Source organism: Streptomyces sp. ActVer (assembly GCF_027270795.1).
Lineage (GTDB): Bacteria > Actinomycetota > Actinomycetes > Streptomycetales > Streptomycetaceae > Streptomyces > Streptomyces umbrinus_A.
This window is the reverse complement of the sequence record NZ_JAPWHT010000111.1, coordinates 1-26,070: the sequence shown is the minus strand read 5'-3', so window position 1 is coordinate 26,070 and position 26,070 is coordinate 1. Positions and strand designations below refer to the sequence as shown.

Below are 26,070 nucleotides of genomic sequence, written 5' to 3'. Positions count from 1 at the left end.
CCAGTCCCAGTCGGCGCCCGCACCCAGCGCGCCCGCTCCCCGCCCCTCCGCGCCGGAGCCGCCCCCCATCTCCCCGGAGGACGACACCCCGGAGGACGACGATCCGGACCTCGACGAGTCCGCCCTGTCGGGCCACGAACTGATCGTGAGAGAGCTGGGAGCGACGGTGGTGGAGGAGTTCTCGAACGAGTAGTAGCGAGTAGTGGCGAGGTACTGAGCAGGAACGGGCAGGAACGAGCAGTAGCGAGCAGCAATGAGTGGTCGCGAGGGCGACGACCGGGCAGGTCCGCCCAACCGACGCGCCCCCTCAGGAGCCCGGGGAGCCGCTCGCCCGGCCCCCGCCCAACCCACGTCGACCCGCCCCCGAAACACGGCAGCTAGTCTGACCCCCGTGAAGGTCCTAGTAATCGGCGGCGGTGCCCGCGAACACGCCCTGTGCCGTTCTCTCTCCCTCGACCCCGACGTCACCGCGCTGCACTGTGCCCCAGGCAACGCGGGAATCGCCGAGGTGGCCGAGCTGCACCAGGTCGACGCCCTCGACGGCAAGGCCGTGGCCGCGCTGGCCACCGAGCTCGGCGCCGAGCTGGTGGTCGTCGGCCCGGAGGCGCCCCTCGTGGCCGGGGTCGCCGACGCCGTGCGCGAGGCGGGCATCCCGGTGTTCGGCCCCTCCAAGGAGGCCGCCGAGCTGGAGGGCTCCAAGGCCTTCGCCAAGGACGTCATGGCGGGCGCGGGCGTACCCACGGCCCGCTCGTACGTCTGCACGAACCCCGACGAGGTCGAGGAGGCGCTCGACGCCTTCGGCGCCCCGTACGTCGTGAAGGACGACGGTCTCGCGGCCGGCAAGGGCGTCGTCGTGACCGCCGACCTCGACAAGGCCCGCGAACACGCCAACGCCTGCGACCGTGTGGTCATCGAGGAGTTCCTCGACGGCCCCGAGGTCTCGCTCTTCGCGATCACGGACGGCGTGACGGTCGTCCCGCTCCAGCCCGCGCAGGACTTCAAGCGCGCGCTCGACGGCGACGAGGGTCCGAACACCGGCGGCATGGGCGCGTACTCGCCCCTCCCGTGGGCCGACCCGAAGCTGGTCGAGGAGGTCATGCAGACCGTTCTGCAGCCGACCGTCGACGAGATGCGCCGCCGTGGCACCCCCTTCTCCGGGCTGCTCTACGCCGGTCTCGCGATCACCTCGCGCGGCGTACGGGTCATCGAGTTCAACGCCCGCTTCGGCGACCCCGAGACGCAGGTCGTCCTCGCCCGTCTGAAGACCCCACTCTCCGGAATCCTCCTCGCGGCGGCTGACGGCACCCTGGTCGACCTCGAACCCCTCCGCTGGAGCGACGACGCGGCCGTCACCGTGGTCATCGCCTCGCACAACTACCCGGACACCCCGCGCACCGGCGACCCCATCGAGGGCCTCGACGAGGTGGCGGCACAGGACGCCCCGCACGCGTACGTCCTGCACGCGGGCACCAGGCGTGACGGCGACGCGATCGTGAGCGCGGGCGGCCGGGTGCTCTCCGTCACGGCCAGCGGCAAGGACCTCACCCAGGCCCGCGCACGCGCGTACGAAGCGGTCAACCGAATCCACCTCGACGGCGGCCAGCACCGTACGGACATCGCGGCGAAGGTGGCGGGGGCAGTGCAGGCGTAACCGAGAGTTACGCCACTTCACCTGCGTCGACACGCATCGGAGAACGACCCCGGGCCCCGGATCCCGCACAGGATCCCGGGCCCTTTCGTCAGCCACCTCTGCCCAAAGCCATTCCATCGAGTGACCGATGCCCCATCCGGCTGACGAGGGCCGGGGCCCCAACTAGGGTGCGGCGCAAGCGTTCCGGCACTTGGCCCACCGGCATTGCGATGTCGGTCGTGGGTGCCACAGTGGGGGAGTGAGCAACGCCATGGACGTCCGCCGGCGGTGGCTGGGTATGCACGCGCCGGGCGGGCAGTAGGGGGTGACACCGGTCGTGTCCGGTATGGGTGTGGAGGTGGGCGCGCAGGCCGCGCGCTCACGGGCTCTCGCCGTGCTGCGGGTCCGCAGCCGGGCGCTGGCCGTCGCCCTGCTGCCCGCGGCCTTCGCCGTCGTGCTGCTCGTCGGCGGGTCGACGGGCCACATCGACGGCCCCGGCTGGGCGGTCACGCGCTGGACCATGTCGGGGTTCGCCCTGTTCGTTCTCCTCGCCGCGGCGGGTATCGCGCTGGTCGTGGCCCGTTCCCGGCCCGCCGTGAGCCCCACGGTCACCATCGCCGAGGAGTCGGCGCCCGATCTCTACCGCATGGTGCGCGACCTGGCCGACCGCCTCGAAGTGCCCGCGCCCTCCGCGATAGCGCTCACCCCGGACTGCGACAGCTGGCTGGAGGACCGCACCCACCGGGCCCACGGCACGCCCCGGCCGGAGGCCCGCGACGAGATCGAGGGCGTACCGGGCGTCCGGGGCCTCCCGTCGGCCCACCGCCGTCCGCCGGCCGCGCCCGTCCTCGTCATCGGCTCGCCCTTCCTGTGGTGGATGCGGGTCGGCGAACTGCGCGCCGTCCTCGCGCCGGTCGTCGCCGGTACGGGACCGTCGGCGCACCCCGACATAGCCGCGGCCCGGCGTTTCGTCCGGGGCCTCGACGCGGCGGTGGCCGTGACCTCGGAGCCTCGCGGACCCCTGTCCAGGACGGTGCTCGGCGGGGTCGGCCGGGTGGTGCGGCTTCTGCTGCGCAGTTGTCGCGTGCATGCCGCCGAGATGGAGCGGGGTGTCGCCGCCGCGGCGGCGGAGCGTGCACAGGCTGTGGATTACGGTCTGCGGATCGTCGCCCAGGAACAGGTGGGGCTGGCGTACGCGGGCTGGGACCGGCTGCTGACGCGGGTCGCGCTGCCCGCCTGGCGGATGGGGCGCTGGCCGTCCCGGCTCGACGCGGGCGTGGTCGCGGCTCTCACGGAGCTCTCGCGACGCGACCGCCTTGCCGAGGGGTTCGCCTCCCGGCTCGGCGAGCGGCCCGCCTGCGACCTGCTGGAGGAGCCCGGCGCGATCGACGAGGCGGCGTCCCTGCTGGCCGCGCGCCTCTTCCACGGCGGACCGGCCGAGACCGGCCCCGACTGGGCGCCCGTCGACTGGGACGAGTATCCGGACGAGGTCGTGGACCGGAAATGGCGTACGGACGCGGCCCGGTTGCACCGGGTGCTGGACGCGCTCGGCGTGAGCCGGTCCTCCGGGGCCGGCGCCTCGGACCCCGAGGGGCCGACGCTGGCCCGGGTGATGGATCACCTCAGTGACCGGGAGCTGGGGGAGCCGCGGGAATCCGGGGACCCCGGCGATCCGGTGGCCGTGGAGAGGCCCGAGACCGCGGCGTACGAGGACGAGGACGAGGACGAGGACGAGGACGGCGGGCCGGAGAACGAGCGGAGTTCGGCGCTGGCGGCGGGGCTCAGTGCGGAGGTGGCGCGCGAGGAGGCCGCGGCGTCGGCCGGGGCCTCCGCTCCCTCCGGGTCCGCCGGGCAGGTCGGTCCGGACATGCCCCTCTGGGACGACGGTTCGCTGCCGCTCTTCCCTCTGCAACCGCCCCGGACCGGGCGGGAGTTGCTGGCCGACCATGTCACCGCGATGGTCTGCTGCGCGGCGATGGACACCGCCGGGGCGGCTCCGGGGCTCGACTGGCTCGACGGCCCGTCGCTCCTCATCAACGGCGAACGCTCCGTGGACCTCGGCCCCCGAGTCCTGAGCCTCATCGAGGAGGGCAACCCCGCCCCCCTCCGCACCTGGCTCCTCCACCTCGGCATACGCCCCGAGAAACCGGTCCGCCTGGTCTGACGCTTTTAGGGGCGCGGGGAACCGCGCGCCCAGCCCCCACCGGCCCGCACGTCATCACCCATCCGCACCCCACTCCCCACTCCCCCTGACCCTGCCCGCCCAACCGCCGGAGGCAATTCGCGACGAACGGTGACGGCGCGCGTGCGTAATGTGATGTGCTGGGACCGCTCATTGACAAGGCAAGGGCCTGCAAAGGCCGACAAGGGCTGACGGGGGCACGAGGGAGGGAACGCGGTATGGGGTCGGAGCAGATTCGCCGGTGGGAGTCGGGAGCGCTGGCGCATGCCGTCACGGACCCCTTCGGACAGGGCCCCCTCCCATGGCTGCGCGGCAGTGAGCACTACTTCGACGACACGGGCCACGTCGTGCCCTGGTACGTGGACCACGCCCCGCCCCCGGGCGCGACCTCCCCCGGCGGCCGCAACCACCAGCGAACCACCGGCCCGCTCGTCCCCACCCCCCGCCAGACCGCCGGAGACCCCCGCACCGCGTACGACGTCCACCGGCAGATCAAGGGCTTCGCCTCCACCGGTGCGGCCGCCCCCGGCGAGGCCATCGACTTCCACATCACGGTCGACCCGCCGCAGCAGTTCAGCGTGGACATCTACCGCATCGGCCACTACGGCGGCGACGGTGCCAGCAAGATCACCACCAGCCCCCGCCTCCCCGGCATCGTGCAGCCGACCCCGCTCACCGCGGACCGCACGGTCTCCTGCCACCACTGGTGGCTCTCCTGGCGGCTGCAGATCCCGACCTACTGGAGCGTCGGCGCGTACGTGGCCGTGCTGACCACGGACGACGGCTACCGCTCCCACATCCCGTTCACGGTCCGCGACAACCACCCCGCCGACCTGCTGCTTCTCCTCCCGGACATCACCTGGCAGGCGTACAACCTCTATCCGGAGGACGGCCACACGGGCGCGAGCCTCTACCACGCGTGGGACGACAACGGCCGGCTGCTCGGCGAGGCCGAGGCCGCCACGACGGTGTCGTTCGACCGCCCGTTCGCGGGCGCGGGCCTCCCCCTCCACGTCGGCCACGCCTACGACTTCATCCGCTGGGCCGAGCGCTACGGCTACGACCTCGCGTACGCCGACGCCCGCGACCTGCACGCCGGCCGCGTCGACCCCACCCGCTACCGGGGCCTGGTCTTCCCCGGCCACGACGAGTACTGGTCGTCGACCATGCGCCGCACGGTGGAGCTCGCCCGCGAGCACGGCACGTCCCTCGTCTTCCTCTCCGCCAACACCATGTACTGGCAGGCGGAGCTGGGCCCGTCCCCGTCCGGTGTCCCGGACCGCCTGCTGACCTGCCGAAAACGCCGGGGCCCGGGCAAACCCGCACTGTGGCGTGAGGTCGACCGCCCCGAGCAGGAACTGTTGGGCGTCCAGTACGCGGGCCGGGTCCCCGAGGCACACCCCCTGGTCGTCCGCAACGCCGGCCACTGGCTGTGGGAGGCGACCGGCGCCCACGAGGGCGACGAACTGGAAGGCATGGTCGCGGGCGAGGCCGACCGCTACTTCCCGCGCATCACGCTCCCCGAGCACCAGGGCCGCATCCTCCTCTCGCACTCCCCGTACCGGGACACCGAGGGAGCCGTCCGGCACCAGGAGACGTCCCTGTACCGCGCCCCCTCCGGCGCCCTCGTCTTCGCCGCCGGCACCTTTGCCTGGTCCCCGGCCCTGGACCGCCCTGGCCACATCGACACCCGAGTCCAGCGCGCCACGGCGAACCTCCTGGACCGCATCTGCAAACGCGACTGAGCCCGTAGAGAGCCCGTAGGGAACCTTCACACCCGACCCCTGGCCGGCCCGGTTCTTCCCGTACGGGAGAATCGACCCAGTTGGCCAGAACGACGGGGAGGAACCGTGTCCGGATTCGTAGAAAAGCCCGAGCCCGTCGAGGTGCCGGGTCTGGTGCATCTGCACACCGGCAAGGTGCGCGACCTGTACCAGAACGAGGCGGGCGACCTCGTGATGGTCGCCAGCGACCGCATCTCCGCGTTCGACTGGGTGCTGCCCACGGAGATCCCCGACAAGGGCAGCGTCCTGACGCAGCTCTCGCTGTGGTGGTTCGACCAGATCGGCGACCTGATGCCGAACCACGTCATCGGTACCGACCTCCCGCCCGGCGCCCCCGCCGACTGGGCGGGCCGCACCCTGGTCTGCAAGTCGCTGCGGATGGCCCCGGTCGAGTGCGTGGCCCGCGGCTATCTCACCGGCTCGGGTCTCGTCGAGTACAACCAGACCCGTACCGTCTGCGGTCTCGCCCTCCCCGAGGGCCTGAGCGACGGCTCGGAGCTGCCCGCCCCGATCTTCACCCCGGCCACCAAGGCCGCCGTCGGCGAGCACGACGAGAACGTCTCGTACGAGGAGGTCGTCCGGCAGGTCGGCGCGGACACCGCGGCCCAGCTGCGCCAGGCGACGCTCGCCGTCTACGGCCGGGGCCGTGACATCGCGCGCGAGCGCGGGATCCTCCTCGCCGACACGAAGTTCGAGTTCGGCTTCGACGGCGAGACGCTCGTCGTCGCCGACGAGGTGCTCACCCCGGACTCCTCCCGCTTCTGGCCCGCGGACCAGTGGGAGCCGGGCCGCGCGCAGCCCTCGTTCGACAAGCAGTTCGTCCGCGACTGGCTGACCTCCGCCGAGTCCGGCTGGGACCGCAAGAGCGAGCAGCCGCCGCCCGCCCTGCCCCAGCAGGTCGTGGACGCGACCCGCGCCAAGTACGTGGAGGCGTACGAGCGCCTCACGGGCACCACCTGGAGCTGAGCGCCCTCGGCGAGCACGAAGAAGCCCCCGGTCGCGATGACCGGGGGCTTCTTCCTGCTGAGCGGACGACCAGGTTCGAACTGGCGACCTCAACCTTGGCAAGGTTGCGCTCTACCAACTGAGCTACGTCCGCACTGCGCCGTGGCGCGAGAGCAACTATACCCAACCTCGCTCCCGCGCGAGACGCACCGCCGAGTGCCGGTTCTCCACCCCGAGCTTGGAGACGGCCGACGACAGATAGTTCCGTACGGTCCCCTGCGACAGAGCGGCCCGCTCCGCGATCTCCGCGACGGGCGCCCCGTCGGAGGCGAGTTCCAGCACCTCCGCCTCGCGCGCGGTCAGCGGCGAGTCCCCGGAGGAGATCGCGTCGGCGGCCAACTCCGGGTCGACGTAACGGTTTCCGGCATGGATCGTACGGATGATCTCCGCGAGCCGCTGCGCGCTGACGGTCTTCGGGACGAACCCGCGCACACCCGCCGCAAGCGCCCGCTTCAGATGCCCCGGCCGCCCGTGACTGGTCACGATCAGCACGCGGCACGCGGGCAGTTCGGACCGCAGAGATGTGGCCACCCTCACACCGTCCGCCCCGGGCATCTGGAGATCCAGTACCGCCACGTCGGGTTCGTGGGCCCTGGCCATCGCCAGCGCCTCGGGCCCACTGGCCGCCTCCGCCACCACGAGCAGGTCGTCCTCAAGTCCGAGCAGCGCGGCGAGTGCCCCCCGGATGAGGTGCTCGTCGTCGGCGAGCAGCAGCCGGATGGGGCGTACGGGCGTCATGGGGCGACCTCTTCGTTCACTGTGCGCGGGGCGGGAGACGGGGAAGAGGACGGCGCCTGTGACGTGGACGGCGGCCCTGACGCGGGCGACGAGGAGGTGGGCGTCGCAGGCAGCGGAACCTCGGCCACCACCCGGAACCGGTCACCGTCGACCGGCCCCGCCTCCAGCGTCCCGTCCACTGCCGACAACCGCTCCCGCAGCCCGGCGAGGCCGGACCCCTTGCTGGTGGGCGCACTCGGCACCCTCTCCTTCTCCACCCCGTCGTTCTCCACGGTCAGGACCACGCGGGCCCCCTTCACCTGCAGGGACACCCGGCAGTGCCCCGCGTCCCCGTGCCGCAGCACGTTCGTGGTCGCCTCCCGTACGACCCAGCCGAGCGCCGACTGGACCGCCGAGGGCAGCTCCGACGCGGACCCGGTCACCGTGCACTCGACTCCGGCCGCGGTCAGCACGCCCTGCGCGCCCAGGAGTTCGACTCCGAGATCGACCTCGCGGTAGCCGCGTACGACCTCGCGGACCTCCTTCTGCGACTCGCGGGCGATCCGCTGCACCTCGATCATCTGCTCCACGGCCTCGGGCCGTTCGCGGCGGGCGAGCTGGACGGCCAGCTCGCTCTTCAGGGCGATCACCGCGAGGTTGCGGCCCATCACGTCGTGCAGGTCGCGCCCGAAGCGCAGCCGCTCCTCGGCGACGGCGAGGCGGGTACGGGTCTCGCGGGCCACGTCGAGTTCGAGCACGGCCTTCAGCAGCCACACCGAGAAGAGGGAGGCGAGGCAGATGAACCCGCCGATCAGCAGCACCCCGGCCGTCGTGGCCAGTGCGCCGTAGGCGGGCATCCCGACCAGGAACGCCGTGGCCCCGGCACCCGCGGTGAAGCCGCCCAGAAGTACCAGTACGTGCCGTCGGGACATCCCGAGCGCCATGAGACCGAGCCCGTAGGGCACCACCACGATGAAGAACACGCCCATGGTGCTGTCGATCTCTTCGCCGCCCGGCCCGTGCTCGGTGAGTGCGAGTGCCCCGATCCCGAGCAGCGCGGTGAGGACACCGAGCGCCGTGAGCAGTCGTACGGGCTGCTCACGGCGGCCGCACGTCCAGTCGAGCGCCCGGGACGCGGTCGCCGAACCCAGCAGGGCGTGCCCGCACAGCGGCAGGAACACCCAGAGGGTGAGTGGCATCCCCACCTCTCCGAAGACCGGCAGCCCGACCACGCCCACCTCGATCAGCGCGAAGCTGTGGAAGGACCACCGGGTGTACGTCTCGACCTTCGCCGTCGTCGTCTTCCCGTGCCACCAGGCCCCCGGCCCGCGCATACCCGCTCCCGCCTCGTCGCCGTTCAGTGCCGTGGCTCCCACCGGAACCACCGCTGTACAGCAAACACCGAGAGCACGACCCAGGCCACTGCTGTGGCGATGGCGCCCAGGGCCTCGTACGCGCCGAGGTTCCCGGTCCAGCCACCGCGTATGAGCGTGATCACCGGGGACAGCGGCAGCAGTTCGCAGATGGTGGCGAGCCGGTCGGGCATGAGCTCGAACGGTATGAAGGTGCCGGAACCCATCATGGACACGAGCAGCAACGGCATCGCCGCGACCTGGGCGCCTTCCAGGCTCCTGCTGAAGCTCGCGACGACGGCCGCGATGGCGGGCCACATGACGAGTCCCAGCAGCAGACCCAGGACGGCGAGGTGCGGTGCCTCGGGCGCTCCCACGTCGAGGAGTGCCGCGCACGCGATCGTCAGGACCACGCACTGCACCAGCCCGATGAGGACCGACGGCAGTGCGGCTCCGGCCAGGATCTCCGCGTCCCGCAGCTCCCCGGTGCGCAGCCGCTTGAGCACGAGCTCCTCACGCCGGGCGGCGTAGACGCTCACCAGCGCGCTGTAGACGGCGAAGAGCAGGGAGAAGCCGACGGCGGAGGGCAGGATGACCGAGCCGACCGACAGCCCGGCCTCCTTCAGGTCCATGTCCTCGACCGCCGTGCGAAGGCTGAGCGGCATGATCAGCGGCACGAACAGGGCCGCGAAGAACGTGGCCTTGCTGCGTCCGAGCAGCGTCAGTTCGGCCCGTGCGAGAGCTGTCATCCGCCGTGCGGCGGTCGCGGTCGTACCGGCCTGTGCGGCCTTGGTCACAGTCTCCGCGCTCATGCCACGCGCTCCTTCTCGGCCGTCATCTCCGACATCTGCGACGCCTCACGGGCTATCCGCAGGAACGCCTCCTCCAGCGACCCCGACCGGACATCGAGCCCCCGCAGCTCGACCCCTGCCCGCTGTGCCCAGACGAGGAGCTCGGTGGCGGCCCGCTGCAGTTCGAGCGTCCGCAGCCGGAGCGTCCGGCCGTCCATCTCGTGGTCGGTGATCCCGAGCGAGGCGAGGGGCGGCAGATCGCCGGGGAAGTAGCCGGCGGGCAGCTCGAAGGAGATCCGGGACGGCTGGGAGGCGGTCACCTCGGCCGGAGTACCGGTGACGGCGATGCGCCCGGCGTGCAGGATCGCGAGCCGGTCGGCGAGCCCTTCCGCCTCCTCCAGGTAGTGGGTGGTCAGCACCACGGTGGTGCCCGTCTCGCGCAGCTCGCGCACCAACTCCCAGGTCTCCTGGCGCCCTTCGGCGTCGAGCCCGGTCGTCGGCTCGTCCAGGAAGAGCACCTCGGGCCGCCCGAGGATCGCGCACGCCAGGTCCAGTCGCCGCTTCTCGCCCCCGGACAGTTGCTTCACGCGTACGTCGGCCCGTCGCGACAGGCCGACCAGTGCCAGAGCCTCACGCTCCGGCCGGGCCCCGCTCGTGCAGCCCGCCCACATCCGTACGGTCTCCCCGACGGTCAGCTCGGACGAGAAGCCGCCCTCCTGGAGCATGACGCCGATGTGCGGGCGCACCTTGGCGCGTTCGGTGTACGGATCGTGGCCGAGGACGCGCACCTGGCCGCCGGACGGCGGTGCGAGCCCTTCGAGCAGTTCGACGGTGGAGGTCTTGCCCGCGCCGTTGGTCCCGAGGAGCGCGAACAGCTCCCCGCGGCCGACGGAGAAGGACACCCCCCGGACCGCCTCGAACTCTCCCCCGTACACACGTCGTAGATCCGTGACCTCGATCACGTGCTCGTTCGTGTTCATGAGACCAGCTTCCCCGCCGCCGACGGGCGGGGGCAGTGCGCGCTGTCACCGCTGCACATGACAAATGTCAGACGGCCTCGGTCATGCGGCCTCGGTCATGGGGAGCACATGCCGGCATACGAGAAAGGCCCCGATCGTGATGACCGGGGCCTTACTTGCTGGAGCGGACGACCAGGTTCGAACTGGCGACCTCAACCTTGGCAAGGTTGCGCTCTACCAACTGAGCTACGTCCGCGTTTGCCTCCGACCGGCTCTCACCGATCGGCGCAGGCACCAGCCTACCTGATCGAAAACGCTGACCAGACCGGCAGTGCAGAGCGGGTGACAGGAATTGCACACTGCGCCTTCCCCCTGGAAGGGGGATGTTCTACTACTGAACTACACCCGCGTGACTCCGGGACCGGGCCTTTCGGCCTTGCCCTTCGGCGTGCTCCAGACTCTAGCTGATCAGCAGGGGTACTACGCAAGTCGGCTGCTCCCAGGGCCGGATGACGGCCGGGGGCCGGGCCCCGTAAGGGGCGCGGGACTGTATCGACGTGCGGCTCCGCCGCGTGGGCGCGACCAGCCCCAGCGAACCCGCACCCACCCACCAACATGCGGAAGCCACGCCTCCCCCGGGGGGTCACTGCGCAGCGCTGAACGCCTCATAGACCCGCTTGGGGATCCGCCCCCGAGCCGGCACCTCCATCTTGTGCGACTGGGCCCACGCCCGAACCGCCGCCGGGTCGGGCGCAACAGCCGTCTGCCGGTACGCCTTGCCGGACCGGGACCGCTTGCGCCCGGCCTCCAGGTACGGCTCCAGCGCCTTACGCAGTTTCTTGGCATTGGCTGGATTCAGGTCGATCTCGTACGACTTGCCGTCCAGACCGAAGGCGATCGTTTCCGCCGCTTCCGAGCCGTCGATGTCGTCGAAGAGAGTGACTACGACACGCTGCGCCACGAATATCGGTCCCTTCGTGCGGCACCTCTCCAGCGACACGTGATGACGTGCGGAGATGCCGACTGTCCGGCTGTTTTTATGGGCGATTGGGCAAAGTATCGGCTATTGCCAATTCCTTTGTACAGTGCCCGGCAATCCAATGTGAAGCTCGACTAAATCTCTTGGCGTGTCCCAAGGCAATAGGAGACCGGGTCCTGATCCGGATCTTTCCCAGGATTTTTCGTGAAGGTAGCCCCTTCATCCCCGGTCGATAGCGTCTCGATGCGGAATCGTGATGGCCATCACGTAGTTTCCTACGAATCTACCCGCGTAGAAATTTTGTACGGGTAGTCTGAACGAACCTGCTCAGCACCACACACCGGGAGTGCCAGTGGCACGCGTCGTAGTCGACGTCATGCTCAAGCCGGAGATCCTCGACCCCCAGGGCCAGGCGGTGCAGCGTGCACTGCCGCGTCTCGGTTTCGAAGGCATCGCCGACGTACGTCAGGGAAAGCGATTCGAACTGGAAGTGGACGGACCGGTGGACGAAGCCGCCCTCGCCCGCATCCATGAACTTGCGGAATCCTTCCTCGCCAACACCGTGATCGAGGACTTCACCGTCAAGGTCGAGGAAGTCGCGGAGGCAGGAAAGTGACCGCTCGTATTGGCGTCGTCACTTTCCCGGGAAGCCTCGACGACCGGGACACCCAGCGCGCGATCAAGCTCGCCGGTGCCGAACCCGTCGCTCTCTGGCACAAGGACAAGGACCTCAAGCAGGTCGACGCCGTGGTGCTGCCCGGCGGTTTCTCGTACGGCGACTATCTGCGCGCAGGAGCGATCTCGCGCTTCTCGCCGGTGATGGAGACCGTGATTGAGCAGGCGAAGTCGGGAATGCCGGTGCTCGGCATCTGCAACGGCTTCCAGATCCTCACCGAGGCCCATCTCCTCCCGGGCGGGATGCTCGGCAACGACCACCTGCACTTCATCTGCCGTGACCAGAAGCTGCGGGTGGAGAACGCGGAGACGTCCTGGACCGCCGACTACGAGTCCGGCCAGGAGATCCACATCCCGCTGAAGAACATGGACGGGCGGTACGTCGCCGACGAGCACACGCTCGACATGCTGGAGGCGGAGGGCCGGGTCGCGTTCCGGTACGTCGACTTCAACCCGAACGGCTCGCTTCGGGACATCGCCGGCATCACGAACGAGGCCGGCAACGTCGTGGGTCTCATGCCGCACCCCGAGCACGCCGTCGAGCCGCTCATCGGTTCCGGCCGCACCGACGGCCTCCCCTTCTTCACCTCGATCCTCAAGAAGCTGGTCAACGCATGAGCCGGACTCCCTCCCGTCTCCCACCGCCGCCCTCAAACGAGGCCCTTCGGGCCGCCCCCCGTGTTTTGGACACGGTCGAGCACGCGGCCGAGACCCCCGACGTCGAGCTGCCCTGGGCCGAACTGGGCCTGAAGAAGGACGAGTACGAGCGGGTCGTCGAGATCCTCGGCCGCCGGCCCACCGGTGCCGAACTCGCCATGTACTCCGTCATGTGGTCCGAGCACTGCTCGTACAAGTCCTCCAAGGTGCACCTGCGCCAGTTCGGCGAGAAGGCCCCGCAGTCGGACGCCCTCCTCGTCGGCATCGGCGAGAACGCGGGCGTGGTCGACGTCGGCCAGGGCTACGCGGTCACCTTCAAGGTCGAGTCGCACAACCACCCGTCGTACGTCGAGCCCTACCAGGGCGCGGCCACCGGCGTCGGCGGCATCGTGCGCGACATCATCGCGATGGGCGCCCGTCCGGTCGCGGTCGTCGACCCGCTGCGCTTCGGCGCGGCCGACCACCCCGACACCAGGCGCGTACTCCCCGGTGTCGTCGCCGGCATCGGCGGCTACGGCAACTGCCTGGGTCTGCCGAACATCGGCGGCGAGGTCGTCTTCGACGCCTGCTACCAGGGCAACCCGCTGGTGAACGCCGGTGCCATCGGCGTCATGCGGCACGAGGACATCCACCTCGCGAAGGCGTCCGGTTCGGGCAACAAGGTCATCCTGTACGGGGCCCGCACGGGCGGTGACGGCATCGGCGGCGCGTCGATCCTCGCCTCCGAGACCTTCGACACTGCATCTGATAGTGCCTCCGGCACGGGCAAGCCGTCGAAGCGTCCCGCTGTCCAGGTCGGCGACCCCTTCCAGGAGAAGCTCCTCATCGAGTGCACCCTGGAGGCCTTCGCCGAGAAGCTGGTCGTCGGCATCCAGGACCTCGGCGCGGCCGGACTGTCCTGCGCCACCAGCGAGTTGGCGTCCAACGGCTCCGGCGGCATGCGGGTCACCCTGGACGACGTACCGCTGCGCGACTCCACGCTCTCGCCCGAGGAGATCCTCATGAGCGAGTCGCAGGAGCGCATGTGCGCGGTCGTCGAGCCGGAGAAGGTCGACCGGTTCCTGGAGATCTGCGACAAGTGGGACGTCATCGCCACGGTGATCGGTGAGGTCACCGACGGCGACCGCCTGGAGATCTTCTGGCACGGCGGCAAGATCGTCGACGTCGACCCGCGCACGGTCGCGCACGACGGCCCGGTCTACGAGCGGCCGTACGCCCGCCCCGAGTGGCAGGACGCCCTCCAGGCGGACGACGCCAACAAGCTGGCCAGGCCCGCCACTTCGGAGGAGCTGAAGGACCAGGTCCTCCAGCTCGTCTCCTCCCCGAACCAGGCCTCCAAGTCCTGGATCACCAGCCAGTACGACCACTTCGTGCAGGGCAACACCGTGCTGGCCCAGCCCGAGGACTCGGGCATGATCCGCATCGACGAGGAGTCCGGCCTCGGCGTCGCGATCGCCACGGACGGCAACGGCCGCTACACCAAGCTGGACCCGTACCACGGCGCCCAGTTGGCCCTGGCCGAGGCGTACCGGAACGTGGCGACGACCGGCGCCAAGCCGCTCGCCGTCTCCGACTGTCTGAACTTCGGTTCGCCCGAGGACCCGGCCGTCATGTGGCAGTTCGCGGAGGCCATCCGTGGACTGGCCGACGCCTGCCAGCAGTTGGGCACCCCGGTGACCGGCGGCAATGTCTCGCTCTACAACCAGACGGGCGAGGTGGCGATCCACCCGACGCCGGTCGTGGCCGTGCTCGGTGTCATCGACGATGTCGCCCGCCGCACGCCGGTCGCCTTCAAGGAGGAGGGGCAGCTGCTCTACCTCCTCGGCGACACCCGCGAGGAGTTCGGCGGTTCGGCCTGGTCGCAGGTCGTCCACGACCACCTCGGCGGTCTGCCCCCGCAGGTCGACCTGGAGCGTGAGCGCCTCCTCGGCGAGATCCTGATCTCCGCCTCCCGCGACGGCATGATCGACGCCGCGCACGACCTGTCCGACGGCGGTCTGATCCAGGCCGTGGTCGAGTCGGCGCTGCTCGGCGGCAAGGGCGCGCGTCTCGTCGTACCGGACGGGCTCGACGCGTTCACGTTCCTCTTCTCCGAGTCCGCGGGCCGCGCGATCGTCGCGATCCCGCGCTCCGAGGAGCTCCGCTTCAACGACATGTGCGGGGCGCGCGGCCTGCCCGTCACCCGCATCGGTGTCGTGGACGGTACTGAGTCTGATTCAAATGCGGTGGTCGAGGTCCAGGGCGAGTTCACCCTGCCCCTGACCGAGCTGCGCACGGCCCACGAGGGAACGATCCCGGCGCTGCTGGCGTAGACGCTCCGCTGGGGGCGGGGGATTCGGCTGCGAGTCCGTCGTGGCTTGTCGCGCAGTTCCCCGCGCCCCTGTTGGGGCGCTGTTGTTGACGCACGTCGAAGGGCCCGACCGGAATCCGGTTGGGCCCTTCGACGTGCCCGAGTGCGCACCGCCGTCCCTTGACCGCATATACGTAATTACGTAATCTCGTTCCATGGATCTGGAGCAGCGCGTCGCGGAGCTGGAGCGGCGTCTCGACGCCCTGGAGAGCAGTGAGCCCGCCGCGCGTGCGGGCGACGGCGACTTCTGGGCCCTCGAAGGGCTCAAGGCGCAGCTGGCCGACGTCGAGGGCGGCGGTGTGCTGTTCACGGGTTCGGTGCGGCTGCCGACCGAGGAGCGGTACGAGTGGCAGTACGGCATGACCACCGACCAACTGCTCGACGCCGACTGGAGCGAGGCGGCCGACGTGTTCGCCGCGCTCGGGCACCCCATGCGGCTGCGGCTGCTGCGCGAGATCGTCGGCGGCCGGCGCACGGCCACCGAACTGGCCGGGCTCGACGACGTGGGGACGAGCGGCCAGATCTACCACCACCTGCGGCAGCTGACCGCCGCGGGCTGGCTGCGACAGGCGGGGCGTGGCCGCTACGAGATCCCGGGAAGCCGTGTGGTCCCGCTTCTCGTGGCGCTGACCACCGCTCAGCCGGTCTGAGACCTCGACGACTTCCGGCTCCGGCCCACTGTCCGGCTCCGGTCCACAGGGGGAACCATGTCCATCCGTAAAACCGCGATGATTCTGTTCCGGATACTTCAACTGGCCTTCCTGGCCATGGTCCTGGCCGAACTGCTCGTCCCCGGCTACCCGATCGCCTGGGCGTGGGCGTTCCTGCCGCTGCTGCTGTCCGTCGTCATCGGGCTGGCCGTGAGCCGCAGCGGTCCCGGGCGCGAGGCCGCCGACCGCCCTCCGGTCGAGGTGGAGCCGCCGGTCAGGGGCCGTTGGTCCGCCATGAACAGCCCGGCCACGAAGGTGCCGAGCCACGGCACGCACGCGTACGGTCAGACGTACGCGATCGACATCGTGGCCGAGCCGATCGAGTCCGGGAAGAGCCGTCCCGCGTTCGCCAAGCCCTGGCCGGTCGTCCGCCGCAACCGTGCCTTTCCCGCGTACGACGAGCCGCTGTTCGCCGTGGCCGACGCCACCGTCGTGCACGCGAGCGACTGGATGCGCGACCACCTCAGCCGCAACTCCCTGCCCGCGCTCGCCTACTTGATGCTGATCGAAGGCGCGGTCCGGGAGATCAGCGGTGCGCGTTGGATCGTCGGCAACCACGTCGTCCTCGACCTGGGCGACGGGGTGTACGCGATGTACGCGATGTACGCCCACGTGAGGCGGGGCTCGCTCAGGATCAAGCCGGGCGACCGCGTACGCGCCGGTCAGCAGATCGCCCGCTGCGGCAACTCGGGCAACTCCACCGAGCCACACGTGCACTTCCAACTGATGGACAGCCCGGACCTCGACGCGGCCCGCGGGATCCCCTTCACCTGGAGCGAAATCGGAGTCCCGGCCAACAAAGAAACGTTCACGACCACGTCCCAAAGGGGCGCGGGGAACGGCGCGACCAGCCACGGCGAACCCGCAGGCGAAGTACCCCCTCCAAGCGGAGCGCATAGCGCATAGGCTCGCCGCCATGCCACCGGCCAAGAAGCGCACCCGTACCTACGACCCGGCGAAGACCCGCGCGGCGGTCCTCGCCCAGTTCGGGAACGTACGGGAGGCGGTGCGCGGCCTGACCCCCGAGCAGCTGGCCGGGCCGACGCGGCTCGGCGGCTGGACCGTACGGGAGCTGGCCGCGCACGTCACGATGGCCGCCGAGACCGTCAGCCGGAACCTGGAGAGGGACGAACCGGCGAAGGCGGAACTGACCCTGCTGGAGTGGCCGTTCGCGACCGGCGCAAGGGCGGACGACATCGCCGAGGGCACCCGCGAGCTGGCCCGGGCGAACCCGGACCTCGACGCGCTCTATGCCCACACGGAGCAGCGCCTCGCCGAGCACCTGGCGGCGGCGCCCGGCGCTCGCCTGCTCGCCGCCCGCACGGGCTCCATGACCCTCGCCGACTATCTCGTCACCCGCACGGTGGAGCTGGTCGTCCACACCGACGACCTCAACGCGGCCGTCCCGGGCCTCGACGTCCCGTACGACCGCCAGGCCCTCGCCGCCTGCACCCGCCTCCTCGCCGACGCGCTCGCCGCGAAGGCGCCCGGCGCGTCCACCGAGGTGCGCGTACCGCCGTACGCGGTCGTGCAGTGCGTGGAGGGCCCGCGCCACACTCGCGGTACCCCGCCGAACGTCGTCGAGACCGACCCGCTGACGTGGATCCGGCTCGCGACGGGGCGTACGGAGTGGAAGGTGGCGGTCGGCGACGCGAAGGTCAGCGCGAGCGGGGAACGCGCCGACCTGGGCGAACTGCTTCCCCTTATGCGCTGAACCGGGTGCTGAGCCCGGCGCCGGCCCGGCACCGGGGTCACGGGCCGGGCGTTGCGCGGCCGTTATCCGGCGAGGGAACCAAGCACCCCACCCGTCCCGTCAAAGCGGCATGCACACGCAGCGTCTCAACCTCAGCGTCCTCAGCCCGCGGGTCGGCCTCAGCGCCCTGGCCGTCACCGGGCTCCTCGCCACCGCCGCCTGCGGAACGGAAAGCGGCAGCGACGATTCCGGTTCCGGTTCCGTCGGCACCCGGCAGGCCACCGGGATCACCGGCAAGCAGTGGAACGTCGAGAGCGTGACGCTCGACGGCAAGACGCGGGACGCCCCGGCCGGTGCCCACATCGAGTTCGGCAAGGACGGCAAGGTGGGCGGCAACTACGGCTGCAACTCCTTCGGGGCCACCGCGGAGATCAAGGGCGACACCATCAAGATCGGCGACGACGCCATCAAGACCAAGAAGGCCTGTACGGCCGAGGGGGCGATGGACTTCGAGTCGCAGCTCGGCGGCGCGATCTCCGGCAGCACCGCCAAGGCCGAGGTCAACGACGACAGGCTGACGCTCACGACGGAGAACGGGTACACCGTGAACCTCACCGCCGACAAGCCCGCCGAGCTCTACGGCACCAAGTGGAACGTCACCGCGATGACGAAGGGCGCCGCGAAGGACGGATCGGCCGTGGCCCTGGCCTCCGAGGCCGAGGGCAAGGTCCACCTCACCTTCGACAAGGACGGCACCGTCCGCGGTCAGCTCGGCTGCAACAAGGTGACCGCGAAGGCGACGGTCGGCGACGGCACTATCACTCTGGGCGCGCCGGGCACCACCCGGAAGATGTGCTCCGCCTCACTCATGGACACCGAGAAGACCCTCCTGAAGCTCTTCGGCGGCACCGTGAAATACCAGCTGAAGGGCAGCACACTCACGCTGACCAGCGAAAACGGCCCGGGCCTCGAAGCGGTCGCCGCCAAGTGATCCATTAGGGGCAGTGCTCACCCGGGCATTCCCCAATTCGGACCAGTGGTCGATCTCGCCTACACTCGGTGGCGTGCCACGTGGTGACGGTCGACTCAGTCATGATCTGCTCCCCGGCGAGAAAGGACCCCAGGACGCTTGCGGCGTCTTCGGAGTCTGGGCTCCCGGTGAAGAGGTCGCCAAGCTCACTTACTTCGGGCTCTACGCCCTCCAGCATCGAGGCCAGGAATCCGCGGGAATCGCGGTCAGCAACGGCTCCCAGATCCTTGTCTTCAAGGACATGGGGCTCGTGTCCCAGGTCTTCGACGAGGCGTCTCTCGGTTCGCTCCTAGGTCATATCGCGGTCGGTCACGCCCGCTACTCGACCACCGGCGCGTCCACCTGGGAGAACGCCCAGCCCACCTTCCGTGCCACCGCGCACGGCTCCATCGCGCTCGGCCACAACGGCAACCTGGTCAACACGGCCGAGCTCGCCGAGATGGTCGCCGACCTGCCCAAGCAGGAGGGTCGCACCCCGCGTGTGGCGGCGACCAACGACACCGACCTGCTCACGGCCCTGCTGGCCGCCCAGGTCGACGACGACGGCAAGCCGCTGACCATCGAAGAGGCCTCCGGAAAGGTCCTCCCGCAGGTCAAGGGCGCCTTCTCGCTCGTCTTCATGGACGAGCACACGCTGTACGCGGCCCGTGACCCGCAGGGCATCCGCCCGCTGGTCCTCGGCCGTCTGGAGCGCGGCTGGGTCGTCGCCTCCGAGTCCGCCGCCCTGGACATCTGCGGAGCCGCCTACGTCCGCGAGATCGAGCCGGGCGAGTTCGTCGCCATCGACGAGAACGGCCTGCGGACGTCCCGATTCGCGGAAGCGAAGCCCAAGGGCTGTGTCTTCGAGTACGTGTATCTGGCCCGTCCGGACACGGACATCGCCGGCCGGAACGTCTATCTCTCCCGTGTCGAGATGGGCCGCCGCCTGGCCAAGGAAGCCCCCGCGGAGGCCGATCTGGTCATAGCGACACCGGAGTCGGGCACGCCCGCCGCGATCGGTTACGCGGAGGCGTCCGGCATCCCGTTCGGTGCCGGTCTGGTGAAGAACGCGTACGTGGGACGTACCTTCATCCAGCCTTCACAGACCATCCGCCAGCTGGGCATCCGTCTGAAGCTGAATCCGCTCAAGGAAGTCATCAAGGGCAAGCGCCTGGTCGTCGTCGACGACTCGATCGTGCGCGGCAACACACAGCGCGCGCTGGTCCGGATGCTCCGCGAGGCGGGCGCGGCGGAGGTCCACATCCGGATCTCCTCGCCCCCCGTGAAGTGGCCCTGCTTCTTCGGCATAGATTTCGCCACCCGCGCCGAGCTGATCGCCAACGGCATGACGATCGAGGAGATCGGCACCTCGCTGGGCGCCGACTCCCTCTCGTACATCTCCATCGACGGCATGATCGAGGCCACGACCATCGACAAGCCGAACCTCTGCCGTGCCTGCTTCGACGGCGAGTACCCGATGGCGCTCCCGGACCCCGAACTGCTCGGCAAGCAGCTCCTGGAGACCGAGCTGGCCGCCGGGCCCGCCGCCACGGCCGCGGCCGACGCGATCCGTCGCCCGTAGACAGCCCGTAATACCTGCTTACCTGCAGTACGACACGAAAGTTCTCACCGTCATGTCTGAGACAACTGGTGCCAGCTACGCAGCTGCTTCTTACAAAACAGCAGGTGTCGACATCGAAGCGGGCGACCGCGCCGTCGAACTCATGAAGGAGTGGGTGAAGAAGACGCAGCGCCCCGAGGTCCTCGGCGGCCTCGGCGGCTTCGCCGGCCTCTTCGACGCCTCCGCCCTCAAGCGGTACGAGCGCCCGCTGCTCGCCTCCGCCACGGACGGCGTCGGCACGAAGGTCGACCTCGCCCGGCAGCTCGGTGTGTACGACACCATCGGCCACGACCTGGTCGCGATGGTCATGGACGACATCGTGGTGTGCGGCGCCGAGCCGCTCTTCATGACCGACTACATCTGCGTCGGCAAGGTCCACCCGGAGCGCGTGGCGGCCATCGTGAAGGGCATCGCCGAGGGCTGTGTCCTCGCGGGCTGCGCCCTGGTGGGCGGCGAGACGGCCGAGCACCCCGGCCTCCTCGGCCCGGACGACTTCGACGTCGCGGGCGCCGGTACCGGCGTTGTGGAGGCCGACCGGCTGCTCGGCGCGGATCGCATCCGTACGGGTGACGCCGTGATCGCCATGGCGGCCTCAGGCCTTCACTCGAACGGGTACTCACTCGTCCGGCACGTCCTCTTCGACCGCGCCAAGCTGAAGCTCGACCAGCACGTCGCGGAGTTCGGCCGCACGCTCGGCGAGGAGCTCCTGGAGCCCACGAAGATCTACTCGCTGGACTGTCTGGCCCTGACCCGCACGACCGACGTGCACGCCTTCTCGCACATCACGGGCGGCGGTCTCGCGGCCAACCTGGCCCGGGTGATCCCGGACGGCCTCCACGCGATCGTCGACCGCGCCACCTGGGCCCCGGCCCCCGTCTTCGACCTCGTGGGCACCACCGGCCAGGTCGACCGCCTGGAGCTGGAGAAGACGCTCAACATGGGCGTCGGCATGATCGCGATCGTCCCCGAGGACTCCACGGACGTGGCCCTCGCCACACTGGCCGACCGAGGCGTCGAGGCCTGGGTGGCAGGCGAAATCACGGACCGAGGCGACCACGAGACGGGCGCGGCCTTGATCGGGGACTACGCGCCCCGCTAGGGGCTCGCCCCGTAAGGGGCGCGGGGCTGTGTCGATATGCGGCTCCGCCGCGTGGGCGCGACCAGCCCAAACGGACGCGCAGATCAAAACGCGCCGTAGTCACCTCACTCCTGGCGGAGCGAACACGCGCAAAACCCGGTCCGGCGAATCCTGCACCCGGACCGGGTAAAGCGCAGCTAGAAAGACAAGCTCAGCTGGAGCGTCAAGCGCCGCGGCGTTGAGACGTGGGACCGGACTCGTCGTCCTCGTCCTCGTCATCGTTGTAGAGATCCGCGTACTGGGCGTACGGGTCGTCTTCCTCGTCGTCGTCCTCGAACGGCTCGCCATTCGGCGGCTGTTGCGAAGTCGAAGCGCCCAGCTCATTGGCCAGACGCGAGAGGTCAGTCCCGCCGCTGCTGTACTTCAGCTGGCGGGCGACCTTCGTCTGCTTGGCCTTTGCCCGGCCGCGCCCCATGGCTCGACCCCCTCGGATACGGGGCTCGACGGCCCCAGAGTCTTGACACGCGTTCATGATCTGGAACGGGCTCTCCGTGGAGAGACCGGTCCGTAGGGCTTCCACGGTACCTGAGCCCACGCCCATACGGTACGTCGCCCGCAGGACGCGCCTGGACCCAGAACCCTCGGGGTGCCCTGTCCCCGCTGGTCAACCGCGATTTTAACCTCTTCTTGGCGAACGACCCGCCGACGAACGTGAGAGTTCTCTCCAACACCCGCCGACGGGTACCCGCCGGACGCCCCGGAGAGGCCCTTGAGGCCTCAGGGGCGGCGTGCCTCCGCCATGCGGTGTTCGGCGATCCGGTCGGCCGCGGCGGCCGGCGGAATCCCGTCCTCCTTCGCACGTGCGAATATGGCCAGCGTGGTGTCGAAGATCTTCGCGGCCTTCGCCCTGCACCGCTCGAAGTCGAATCCGTGGAGCTCGTCGGCGACCTGGATGACACCGCCGGCGTTCACCACGTAGTCCGGCGCGTAGAGGATCCCGCGGTCGGCGAGGTCCTTCTCGACGCCGGCGTGCTCCAGCTGGTTGTTGGCCGCACCGCAGACGATCTTCGCGGTGAGCACCGGCACGGAGTCGTCGTTCAGGGCGCCGCCCAGCGCGCAGGGGGCGTAGATGTCCAGCCCCTCGACCCGGATGAGCGCGTCCGTGTCCGCGACGGCCGTCACGCCGGACGACGGGTGCCTGTCCAGAATTCGCCGTACGGACTCCGCCCTGACGTCCGTGATCACGACCTCGGCGCCGTCCTCCAGCAGATGCTCCACGAGGTGGTGCCCGACCTTGCCCACGCCCGCGATGCCGACCCTGCGGCCGCGCAGAGAGGGGTCGCCCCACAGGTGCTGGGCGGAGGCCCGCATGCCCTGGAAGACACCGAAGGCCGTCAGGACGGACGAGTCGCCCGCGCCGCCGTTCTCGGGGGAGCGCCCGGTCGTCCAGCGGCACTCGCGCGCCACGACGTCCATGTCGGCCACGTACGTACCGACGTCACAGGCGGTGACATACCGGCCGCCGAGCGAGTCCACGAAGCGGCCGTACGCGAGGAGCAGCTCCTCGGTCTTGATCTGCTCGGGATCCCCGATGATCACGGCCTTGCCGCCGCCGTGGTCGAGCCCGGCCATGGCGTTCTTGTACGACATCCCGCGGGAGAGGTTCAGCGCGTCGGCGACGGCCTCCTCCTCGGTCGCGTACGGGTAGAAGCGGGTGCCGCCGAGGGCGGGGCCCAGGGCGGTCGAGTGGATGGCGATGACGGCCTTGAGGCCACTGGCCCGGTCCTGGCAGAGCACCACTTGCTCATGGCCGCCCTGATCCGAGTGGAACAGGGTGTGCAGTACATCAGCAGGGGCGCCGGTTACGTCGGTCACGGTGGTGACTCCCAGTTAAGAAGCGGCGGTTGGGGCGGCCTCCGTACGGGTGGCGGAGGTCTGTGTGGCATGAGATTAGAGCCTGGACACGACCGCCATCCGCTCAGTGGTCAGGATCACCCTCTCGCGGAGTACGGTCACGATGGGGCGTGGGACGATTTGCAGTGTTTTCCCGCACTCCTGTGAGCGGGTTTCGCGGGTTTTCCGTCGGGTCGGCGGGGGAGGGAGCAAGCGTGCCCAAGGTGTCCTCGTTGATCGTCCCGTACGCGTCCTATCTGCGCGTGTACGAACCGCTCGCGGCCTTCCCGGAGCCGGAGCGCGGCCACTGGGCCCGCTATGCGCGCCGGCCCGACCGCCCCTCCTACCAGGACGAACTGCGCCGGTCGCTGGCCGACTTGCTGCCCACCCCGCCGATCCCGGTGCCGGTGCACGAGAGCGGTGACGCGTTCGTCGCGGACGTGGACGGCGTCCTGTGCGTGTGCCCCTGGCGAACCCGGCTGCGCGGCTGGCAGGCCTTGGGCGACCTGGCCGAGGAACTGCCCGCACCGGTCCTGGACGCGGTGCTGCCGACGGTCGTACGCCGTCAGGCGACCCAGGACTACGAGCGCTGGCTGTCCCGCAACCCCGACGCCCGGCCGTGGATCCGCACGTCGACCTGGCAGGTCCCGCTGAACTGGTTCGTGCTGGTGTCGGACGAGGAGCGCGAGTACGACAAGGGGACCGGCTCGACCGGCTCCGGGGACGGCCCGGGGGCGGCGGAGGACCCGCCCGTCCTGCGCTACCGGACGCCCATGGTGCAGGCCCGGCGGCGGGTCGCGCGGGGCCTGCGGACGCTGCGGGACGCCCTCGACGAGGGGCCGCTCATCGACGGCCTGGTGGACGTGGGGCGCTGGCTGGAGGAGTTCCACCCGCGCTCGCTGGTGGAACTCGACTACGGCGGCCTGGTGCACGTCCTGCCCGCCGGGGAGCTCGACGGCGACCATTCGGCGGCCGACGTCGCCGAGGGCATCGAGGCGCTGCGTACGGGCGACGGGCCCGGCGCCGGCGAGGCGTACGGCCGGCTCGTGGAGCGGTGGCGCTCGGTACGGGACCGTCGCTCGGCGAACTGAGGCCGAGGGGCCGAGAGATCTTCAGGGGCCCCTGAAGCCGGGACCCTGAAGCGGAGAGTCCGCATACTGGGGGTCCGCATACCGGCGTCGGAGGTCCGCCCGCCGGGGCGGGAGATGACCTGTGGGACTGATGGTTCCTGTGTGTCACGGGTTCTGACAGGACGTAAGTCCCTATCCGGGTCGTACGGGGTAAGCGTGACGGACGGCACTAACGCGGACCTTGCGTCTAACGCCCCTCCTCATGCCAAAATAGGACAAGGAGTCCGGGGAGGGCTCCTTCTGCCCACGTATGGGTGGAATCTCAGCATTGCACGCTATGGGGGGTCTGTTGACTCCTGATCGCCCTGTGACTGATCGTCACAGCGGCGTGACTGTCCGCTATGGCATGGTCCATCGGCTTCCGTCGCTGATGAACACCTGGGAGGGCAATTCCATCGGTTTGGCCGACGCGGCTGGACAGATGGTGTAGTTGTAGTGCCGAGGACAAGCCGTTCGTCCTATAACCGACTCGACCCGCATCCGCCATTTCGGGCAACGCGGGTCAAGGTGCAGAATTTAGAGGAAAGAACCGAGAAGGTTCGGTTCTCCCGAGGAGGCCGCTCATGACCGCTCGCACCCCTGATGCCGAGCCGCTGCTGACCCCCGCTGAGGTTGCCACGATGTTCCGCGTGGACCCGAAGACGGTGACGCGGTGGGCGAAGGCCGGCAAGCTCACTTCGATCCGCACGCTCGGCGGGCATCGCCGTTACCGCGAGGCCGAGGTTCGCGCCCTGCTCGCGGGCATCCCGCAGCAGCGCAGCGAAGTCTGAACAACAACTCCATAGCAGGGCATTTCGGCAGGTCCCCTAACTTGTCGGACTGCCCGAACCCAAGCTCCAAGCGACGCGGATCCTGCCCCAACGGGGTCCACGCCCGAGCGAGAACCACAAGCAACAAGGGTGCGTCGTAGATCGCGCTGGACTCCGCCGGGTCCAGTGCGATCTTTTTTGTGCGCCCACGGTGTCCGGTCATGCGCTGGTCATGGCGTACGCACAGGCTGTGGAGCCGGTCTGTGAGCGGCCTTGTCGCAGTCTGGGGAGACCTGTCGGATCAGCTGTGCGCGGCCCCGAGGTGGGGTGCAATTGCACATATTAAATTGACCAGTTGTAGGTGGGGGGTAAGTTCCGCGGGTTTGAAAACTTATGCGGTGACACCCGTCACACGTCATGGTCCTTGATGTGGTTGGCGTTTCTGCGCTAGAGGGGCTGCGCACATCTGGCGTCGCCCGAGGGGCAGTTGGGGTGCGGGGCGCGTCGTGCGGTCCGCTCACGCCGGGGAGGGTGTCTCGTCCTCGTACGGGGTTTCGGGGCTCTCCTGGTCGAAGGGAGCGCTCTCGGAGGCCAGCCGGAGGAGTCGGTGGCAGATCGGGCAGTGCCTTGTCAGGTGGCGGTAGCCGGAGGCGGCCGACAGATGGGCGCGGAGGAGGGCTCGCGTCTCATGTCGAGCTGTCGCCGCCATGGTCACCTCCGGTGGGGTGTGCGGTGGGGTGTCTTCGGCCCTGATTTTTAGGTACTGGGGGAATGTGACGGCGTCAAGCCCAGGTTGTGCGGGGTGCGCTGCGCGGGGCTTGTGGGGTTGGTGTGGCGGTCTGTTGCCGGATGCGGGGGGTTTCTTGGGCGTGCGCCCAGGAGGAGCGGTGGGTGTGATCGCGACTGCCGGCCGGTGGGGGCTTGGCGCGCAGTTCCCCGCGCCCCTGACGGGGCGGGACCCTGCGCCCCTGGCGGGGCGGGGCATGACTAAGGCCCCGCATCCTTGCGGATGCGGGGCCTTCATCTGATGCGGTCCTGACGGGATTTGAACCCGCGGCCTCCACCTTGACAGGGTGGCGAGCACTCCAAACTGCTCCACAGGACCA

At 69.9% G+C, this 26,070-nt stretch carries 23 protein-coding genes, 4 tRNA genes and 1 pseudogene; 16 read left to right on the top strand and 12 right to left on the bottom strand.

Annotated elements, in window-relative coordinates; all coding sequences use genetic code 11:
* From O3Q52_RS19770 to O3Q52_RS19750, 5 genes and pseudogenes are all read left to right on the top strand, one after another.
* Positions 1-193, top strand: a pseudogene (locus O3Q52_RS19770) (DNA polymerase III subunit gamma/tau); the annotation flags it as partial.
* Positions 194-391: 198 nt separating this feature from the next.
* Entirely contained in the window at positions 392-1,651 is a 1,260-nt protein-coding gene (gene purD, locus O3Q52_RS19765; protein WP_269650099.1) for a phosphoribosylamine--glycine ligase, read from the top strand.
* A 325-nt stretch (positions 1,652-1,976) separates the two neighbouring features.
* A complete protein-coding gene (locus tag O3Q52_RS19760) occupies positions 1,977-3,794 on the top strand; it encodes a hypothetical protein (RefSeq protein WP_269650101.1) in 1,818 nt (605 codons plus the stop codon).
* A gap of 236 nt (positions 3,795-4,030) precedes the next feature.
* Positions 4,031-5,557, top strand: coding sequence for a N,N-dimethylformamidase beta subunit family domain-containing protein (locus tag O3Q52_RS19755; protein ID WP_269650098.1), 1,527 nt, complete (start codon positions 4,031-4,033; stop codon positions 5,555-5,557).
* A gap of 105 nt (positions 5,558-5,662) precedes the next feature.
* Positions 5,663-6,562, top strand: coding sequence for a phosphoribosylaminoimidazolesuccinocarboxamide synthase (locus tag O3Q52_RS19750; protein ID WP_269650097.1), 900 nt, complete (start codon positions 5,663-5,665; stop codon positions 6,560-6,562).
* A 60-nt stretch (positions 6,563-6,622) separates the two neighbouring features.
* Here the strand turns inward: O3Q52_RS19750 and O3Q52_RS19745 are convergent.
* The 8 genes from O3Q52_RS19745 to O3Q52_RS19710 all read right to left on the bottom strand — a co-directional run bounded on the left by O3Q52_RS19745 (position 6,623) and on the right by O3Q52_RS19710 (position 11,381).
* Positions 6,623-6,695 (bottom strand) — tRNA-Gly (locus O3Q52_RS19745).
* 23 nt (positions 6,696-6,718) lie between these two features.
* Complete coding sequence (locus O3Q52_RS19740) at positions 6,719-7,339, bottom strand: response regulator transcription factor (RefSeq protein ID WP_269650096.1); 621 nt, start codon at positions 7,337-7,339, stop codon at positions 6,719-6,721.
* Positions 7,336-8,652: a sensor histidine kinase gene (locus O3Q52_RS19735; protein WP_269650100.1), complete on the bottom strand. Its 1,317-nt coding sequence runs from the start codon at positions 8,650-8,652 to the stop codon at positions 7,336-7,338. The genes O3Q52_RS19740 and O3Q52_RS19735 overlap by 4 nt, the downstream gene beginning before the upstream one ends.
* 23 nt (positions 8,653-8,675) lie before the next feature.
* A complete protein-coding gene (locus O3Q52_RS19730; protein WP_269650095.1) occupies positions 8,676-9,482 on the bottom strand; it encodes an ABC transporter permease in 807 nt (268 codons plus the stop codon).
* Complete coding sequence (locus O3Q52_RS19725; RefSeq protein ID WP_269650094.1) at positions 9,479-10,441, bottom strand: ABC transporter ATP-binding protein; 963 nt, start codon at positions 10,439-10,441, stop codon at positions 9,479-9,481. The genes O3Q52_RS19730 and O3Q52_RS19725 overlap by 4 nt, the downstream gene beginning before the upstream one ends.
* Before the next feature lie 159 nt (positions 10,442-10,600).
* Positions 10,601-10,676 (bottom strand) — tRNA-Gly (locus O3Q52_RS19720).
* Positions 10,677-10,757: 81 nt separating this feature from the next.
* Positions 10,758-10,829: transfer RNA gene (locus O3Q52_RS19715), tRNA-Gly, on the bottom strand.
* A 234-nt stretch (positions 10,830-11,063) separates the two neighbouring features.
* The gene (locus O3Q52_RS19710) at positions 11,064-11,381 is read right to left on the bottom strand and encodes an Lsr2 family protein (RefSeq protein WP_269650093.1); all 318 of its coding nucleotides are present in this window, start codon (positions 11,379-11,381) and stop codon (positions 11,064-11,066) included.
* A 370-nt stretch (positions 11,382-11,751) separates the two neighbouring features.
* Here O3Q52_RS19710 and purS point away from each other — a divergent pair, with 370 nt between their 5' ends.
* The 9 genes from purS to purM all read left to right on the top strand — a co-directional run bounded on the left by purS (position 11,752) and on the right by purM (position 21,213).
* Positions 11,752-12,015 carry a phosphoribosylformylglycinamidine synthase subunit PurS gene (gene purS / locus O3Q52_RS19705; RefSeq protein WP_055613836.1) on the top strand — a complete coding sequence of 88 codons (264 nt, stop codon included), beginning with the start codon at positions 11,752-11,754 and terminating at the stop codon, positions 12,013-12,015.
* Positions 12,012-12,692: a phosphoribosylformylglycinamidine synthase subunit PurQ gene (gene purQ, locus O3Q52_RS19700; RefSeq protein WP_055613835.1), complete on the top strand. Its 681-nt coding sequence runs from the start codon at positions 12,012-12,014 to the stop codon at positions 12,690-12,692. The genes purS and purQ overlap by 4 nt, the downstream gene beginning before the upstream one ends.
* Complete coding sequence (gene purL, locus O3Q52_RS19695; RefSeq protein ID WP_269650092.1) at positions 12,689-15,043, top strand: phosphoribosylformylglycinamidine synthase subunit PurL; 2,355 nt, start codon at positions 12,689-12,691, stop codon at positions 15,041-15,043. Before purQ ends, purL begins: the two co-directional genes overlap by 4 nt.
* A gap of 193 nt (positions 15,044-15,236) precedes the next feature.
* Positions 15,237-15,731 (top strand): helix-turn-helix transcriptional regulator, encoded by a 495-nt coding sequence (locus tag O3Q52_RS19690; protein WP_269650091.1) that lies wholly within the window; start codon positions 15,237-15,239, stop codon positions 15,729-15,731.
* A gap of 57 nt (positions 15,732-15,788) precedes the next feature.
* Complete coding sequence (locus O3Q52_RS19685) at positions 15,789-16,697, top strand: M23 family metallopeptidase (protein WP_269650090.1); 909 nt, start codon at positions 15,789-15,791, stop codon at positions 16,695-16,697.
* Between the two features lie 10 nt (positions 16,698-16,707).
* The gene (locus O3Q52_RS19680; RefSeq protein WP_269650089.1) at positions 16,708-17,505 is read left to right on the top strand and encodes a maleylpyruvate isomerase family mycothiol-dependent enzyme; all 798 of its coding nucleotides are present in this window, start codon (positions 16,708-16,710) and stop codon (positions 17,503-17,505) included.
* Positions 17,506-17,614: 109 nt separating this feature from the next.
* On the top strand, positions 17,615-18,475 hold the full coding sequence (locus O3Q52_RS19675; RefSeq protein WP_269650088.1) for an META domain-containing protein: 861 nt from the start codon (positions 17,615-17,617) through the stop codon (positions 18,473-18,475).
* A gap of 73 nt (positions 18,476-18,548) precedes the next feature.
* Positions 18,549-20,075, top strand: a complete 1,527-nt coding sequence (gene purF, locus O3Q52_RS19670; RefSeq protein WP_143643622.1) for an amidophosphoribosyltransferase — start codon at positions 18,549-18,551, stop codon at positions 20,073-20,075.
* 52 nt (positions 20,076-20,127) lie between these two features.
* A complete protein-coding gene (gene purM / locus O3Q52_RS19665) occupies positions 20,128-21,213 on the top strand; it encodes a phosphoribosylformylglycinamidine cyclo-ligase (RefSeq protein ID WP_269650087.1) in 1,086 nt (361 codons plus the stop codon).
* Positions 21,214-21,415: 202 nt separating this feature from the next.
* Here purM and O3Q52_RS19660 read toward each other — a convergent pair whose 3' ends face one another.
* Together O3Q52_RS19660 and O3Q52_RS19655 are read right to left on the bottom strand one after the other, a co-directional pair.
* The gene (locus O3Q52_RS19660) at positions 21,416-21,667 is read right to left on the bottom strand and encodes a DUF3073 domain-containing protein (protein WP_055613827.1); all 252 of its coding nucleotides are present in this window, start codon (positions 21,665-21,667) and stop codon (positions 21,416-21,418) included.
* 302 nt (positions 21,668-21,969) lie between these two features.
* The gene (locus O3Q52_RS19655; protein ID WP_269650086.1) at positions 21,970-23,067 is read right to left on the bottom strand and encodes a Glu/Leu/Phe/Val dehydrogenase; all 1,098 of its coding nucleotides are present in this window, start codon (positions 23,065-23,067) and stop codon (positions 21,970-21,972) included.
* Positions 23,068-23,300: 233 nt separating this feature from the next.
* Between O3Q52_RS19655 and O3Q52_RS19650 the strand changes: the two genes are divergently transcribed.
* Together O3Q52_RS19650 and bldC are read left to right on the top strand one after the other, a co-directional pair.
* Complete coding sequence (locus tag O3Q52_RS19650) at positions 23,301-24,176, top strand: hypothetical protein (RefSeq protein WP_269650085.1); 876 nt, start codon at positions 23,301-23,303, stop codon at positions 24,174-24,176.
* A 602-nt stretch (positions 24,177-24,778) separates the two neighbouring features.
* A complete protein-coding gene (gene bldC, locus O3Q52_RS19645; protein WP_027749187.1) occupies positions 24,779-24,985 on the top strand; it encodes a developmental transcriptional regulator BldC in 207 nt (68 codons plus the stop codon).
* Positions 24,986-25,481: 496 nt separating this feature from the next.
* Here bldC and O3Q52_RS19640 read toward each other — a convergent pair whose 3' ends face one another.
* On the bottom strand, positions 25,482-25,673 hold the full coding sequence (locus O3Q52_RS19640; protein WP_269650084.1) for a DUF6274 family protein: 192 nt from the start codon (positions 25,671-25,673) through the stop codon (positions 25,482-25,484).
* 321 nt (positions 25,674-25,994) lie between these two features.
* Positions 25,995-26,069 (bottom strand) — tRNA-Asp (locus tag O3Q52_RS19635).
* Between the last annotated feature and the right edge of the window lies 1 nt (position 26,070).

What these genes read in the sequence shown, in the direction of transcription:
- O3Q52_RS19740 (WP_269650096.1), bottom strand. Translation starts at nt 7,339, where the DNA reads ATGACGCCCGTACGCCCCATCCGGCTGCTGCTCGCCGACGACGAGCAC.
- O3Q52_RS19760 (WP_269650101.1), top strand. Translation starts at nt 1,977, where the DNA reads ATGGGTGTGGAGGTGGGCGCGCAGGCCGCGCGCTCACGGGCTCTCGCC.
- O3Q52_RS19725 (WP_269650094.1), bottom strand. Translation starts at nt 10,441, where the DNA reads ATGAACACGAACGAGCACGTGATCGAGGTCACGGATCTACGACGTGTG.
- O3Q52_RS19675 (WP_269650088.1), top strand. Translation starts at nt 17,615, where the DNA reads ATGCACACGCAGCGTCTCAACCTCAGCGTCCTCAGCCCGCGGGTCGGC.
- O3Q52_RS19755 (WP_269650098.1), top strand. Translation starts at nt 4,031, where the DNA reads ATGGGGTCGGAGCAGATTCGCCGGTGGGAGTCGGGAGCGCTGGCGCAT.
- O3Q52_RS19660 (WP_055613827.1), bottom strand. Translation starts at nt 21,667, where the DNA reads ATGGGGCGCGGCCGGGCAAAGGCCAAGCAGACGAAGGTCGCCCGCCAG.
- O3Q52_RS19730 (WP_269650095.1), bottom strand. Translation starts at nt 9,482, where the DNA reads ATGAGCGCGGAGACTGTGACCAAGGCCGCACAGGCCGGTACGACCGCG.
- purM (WP_269650087.1), top strand. Translation starts at nt 20,128, where the DNA reads ATGTCTGAGACAACTGGTGCCAGCTACGCAGCTGCTTCTTACAAAACA.
- O3Q52_RS19690 (WP_269650091.1), top strand. Translation starts at nt 15,237, where the DNA reads ATGGATCTGGAGCAGCGCGTCGCGGAGCTGGAGCGGCGTCTCGACGCC.
- O3Q52_RS19640 (WP_269650084.1), bottom strand. Translation starts at nt 25,673, where the DNA reads ATGGCGGCGACAGCTCGACATGAGACGCGAGCCCTCCTCCGCGCCCAT.
- purL (WP_269650092.1), top strand. Translation starts at nt 12,689, where the DNA reads ATGAGCCGGACTCCCTCCCGTCTCCCACCGCCGCCCTCAAACGAGGCC.
- O3Q52_RS19735 (WP_269650100.1), bottom strand. Translation starts at nt 8,652, where the DNA reads ATGCGCGGGCCGGGGGCCTGGTGGCACGGGAAGACGACGACGGCGAAG.
- O3Q52_RS19680 (WP_269650089.1), top strand. Translation starts at nt 16,708, where the DNA reads ATGCCACCGGCCAAGAAGCGCACCCGTACCTACGACCCGGCGAAGACC.
- bldC (WP_027749187.1), top strand. Translation starts at nt 24,779, where the DNA reads ATGACCGCTCGCACCCCTGATGCCGAGCCGCTGCTGACCCCCGCTGAG.
- O3Q52_RS19685 (WP_269650090.1), top strand. Translation starts at nt 15,789, where the DNA reads ATGTCCATCCGTAAAACCGCGATGATTCTGTTCCGGATACTTCAACTG.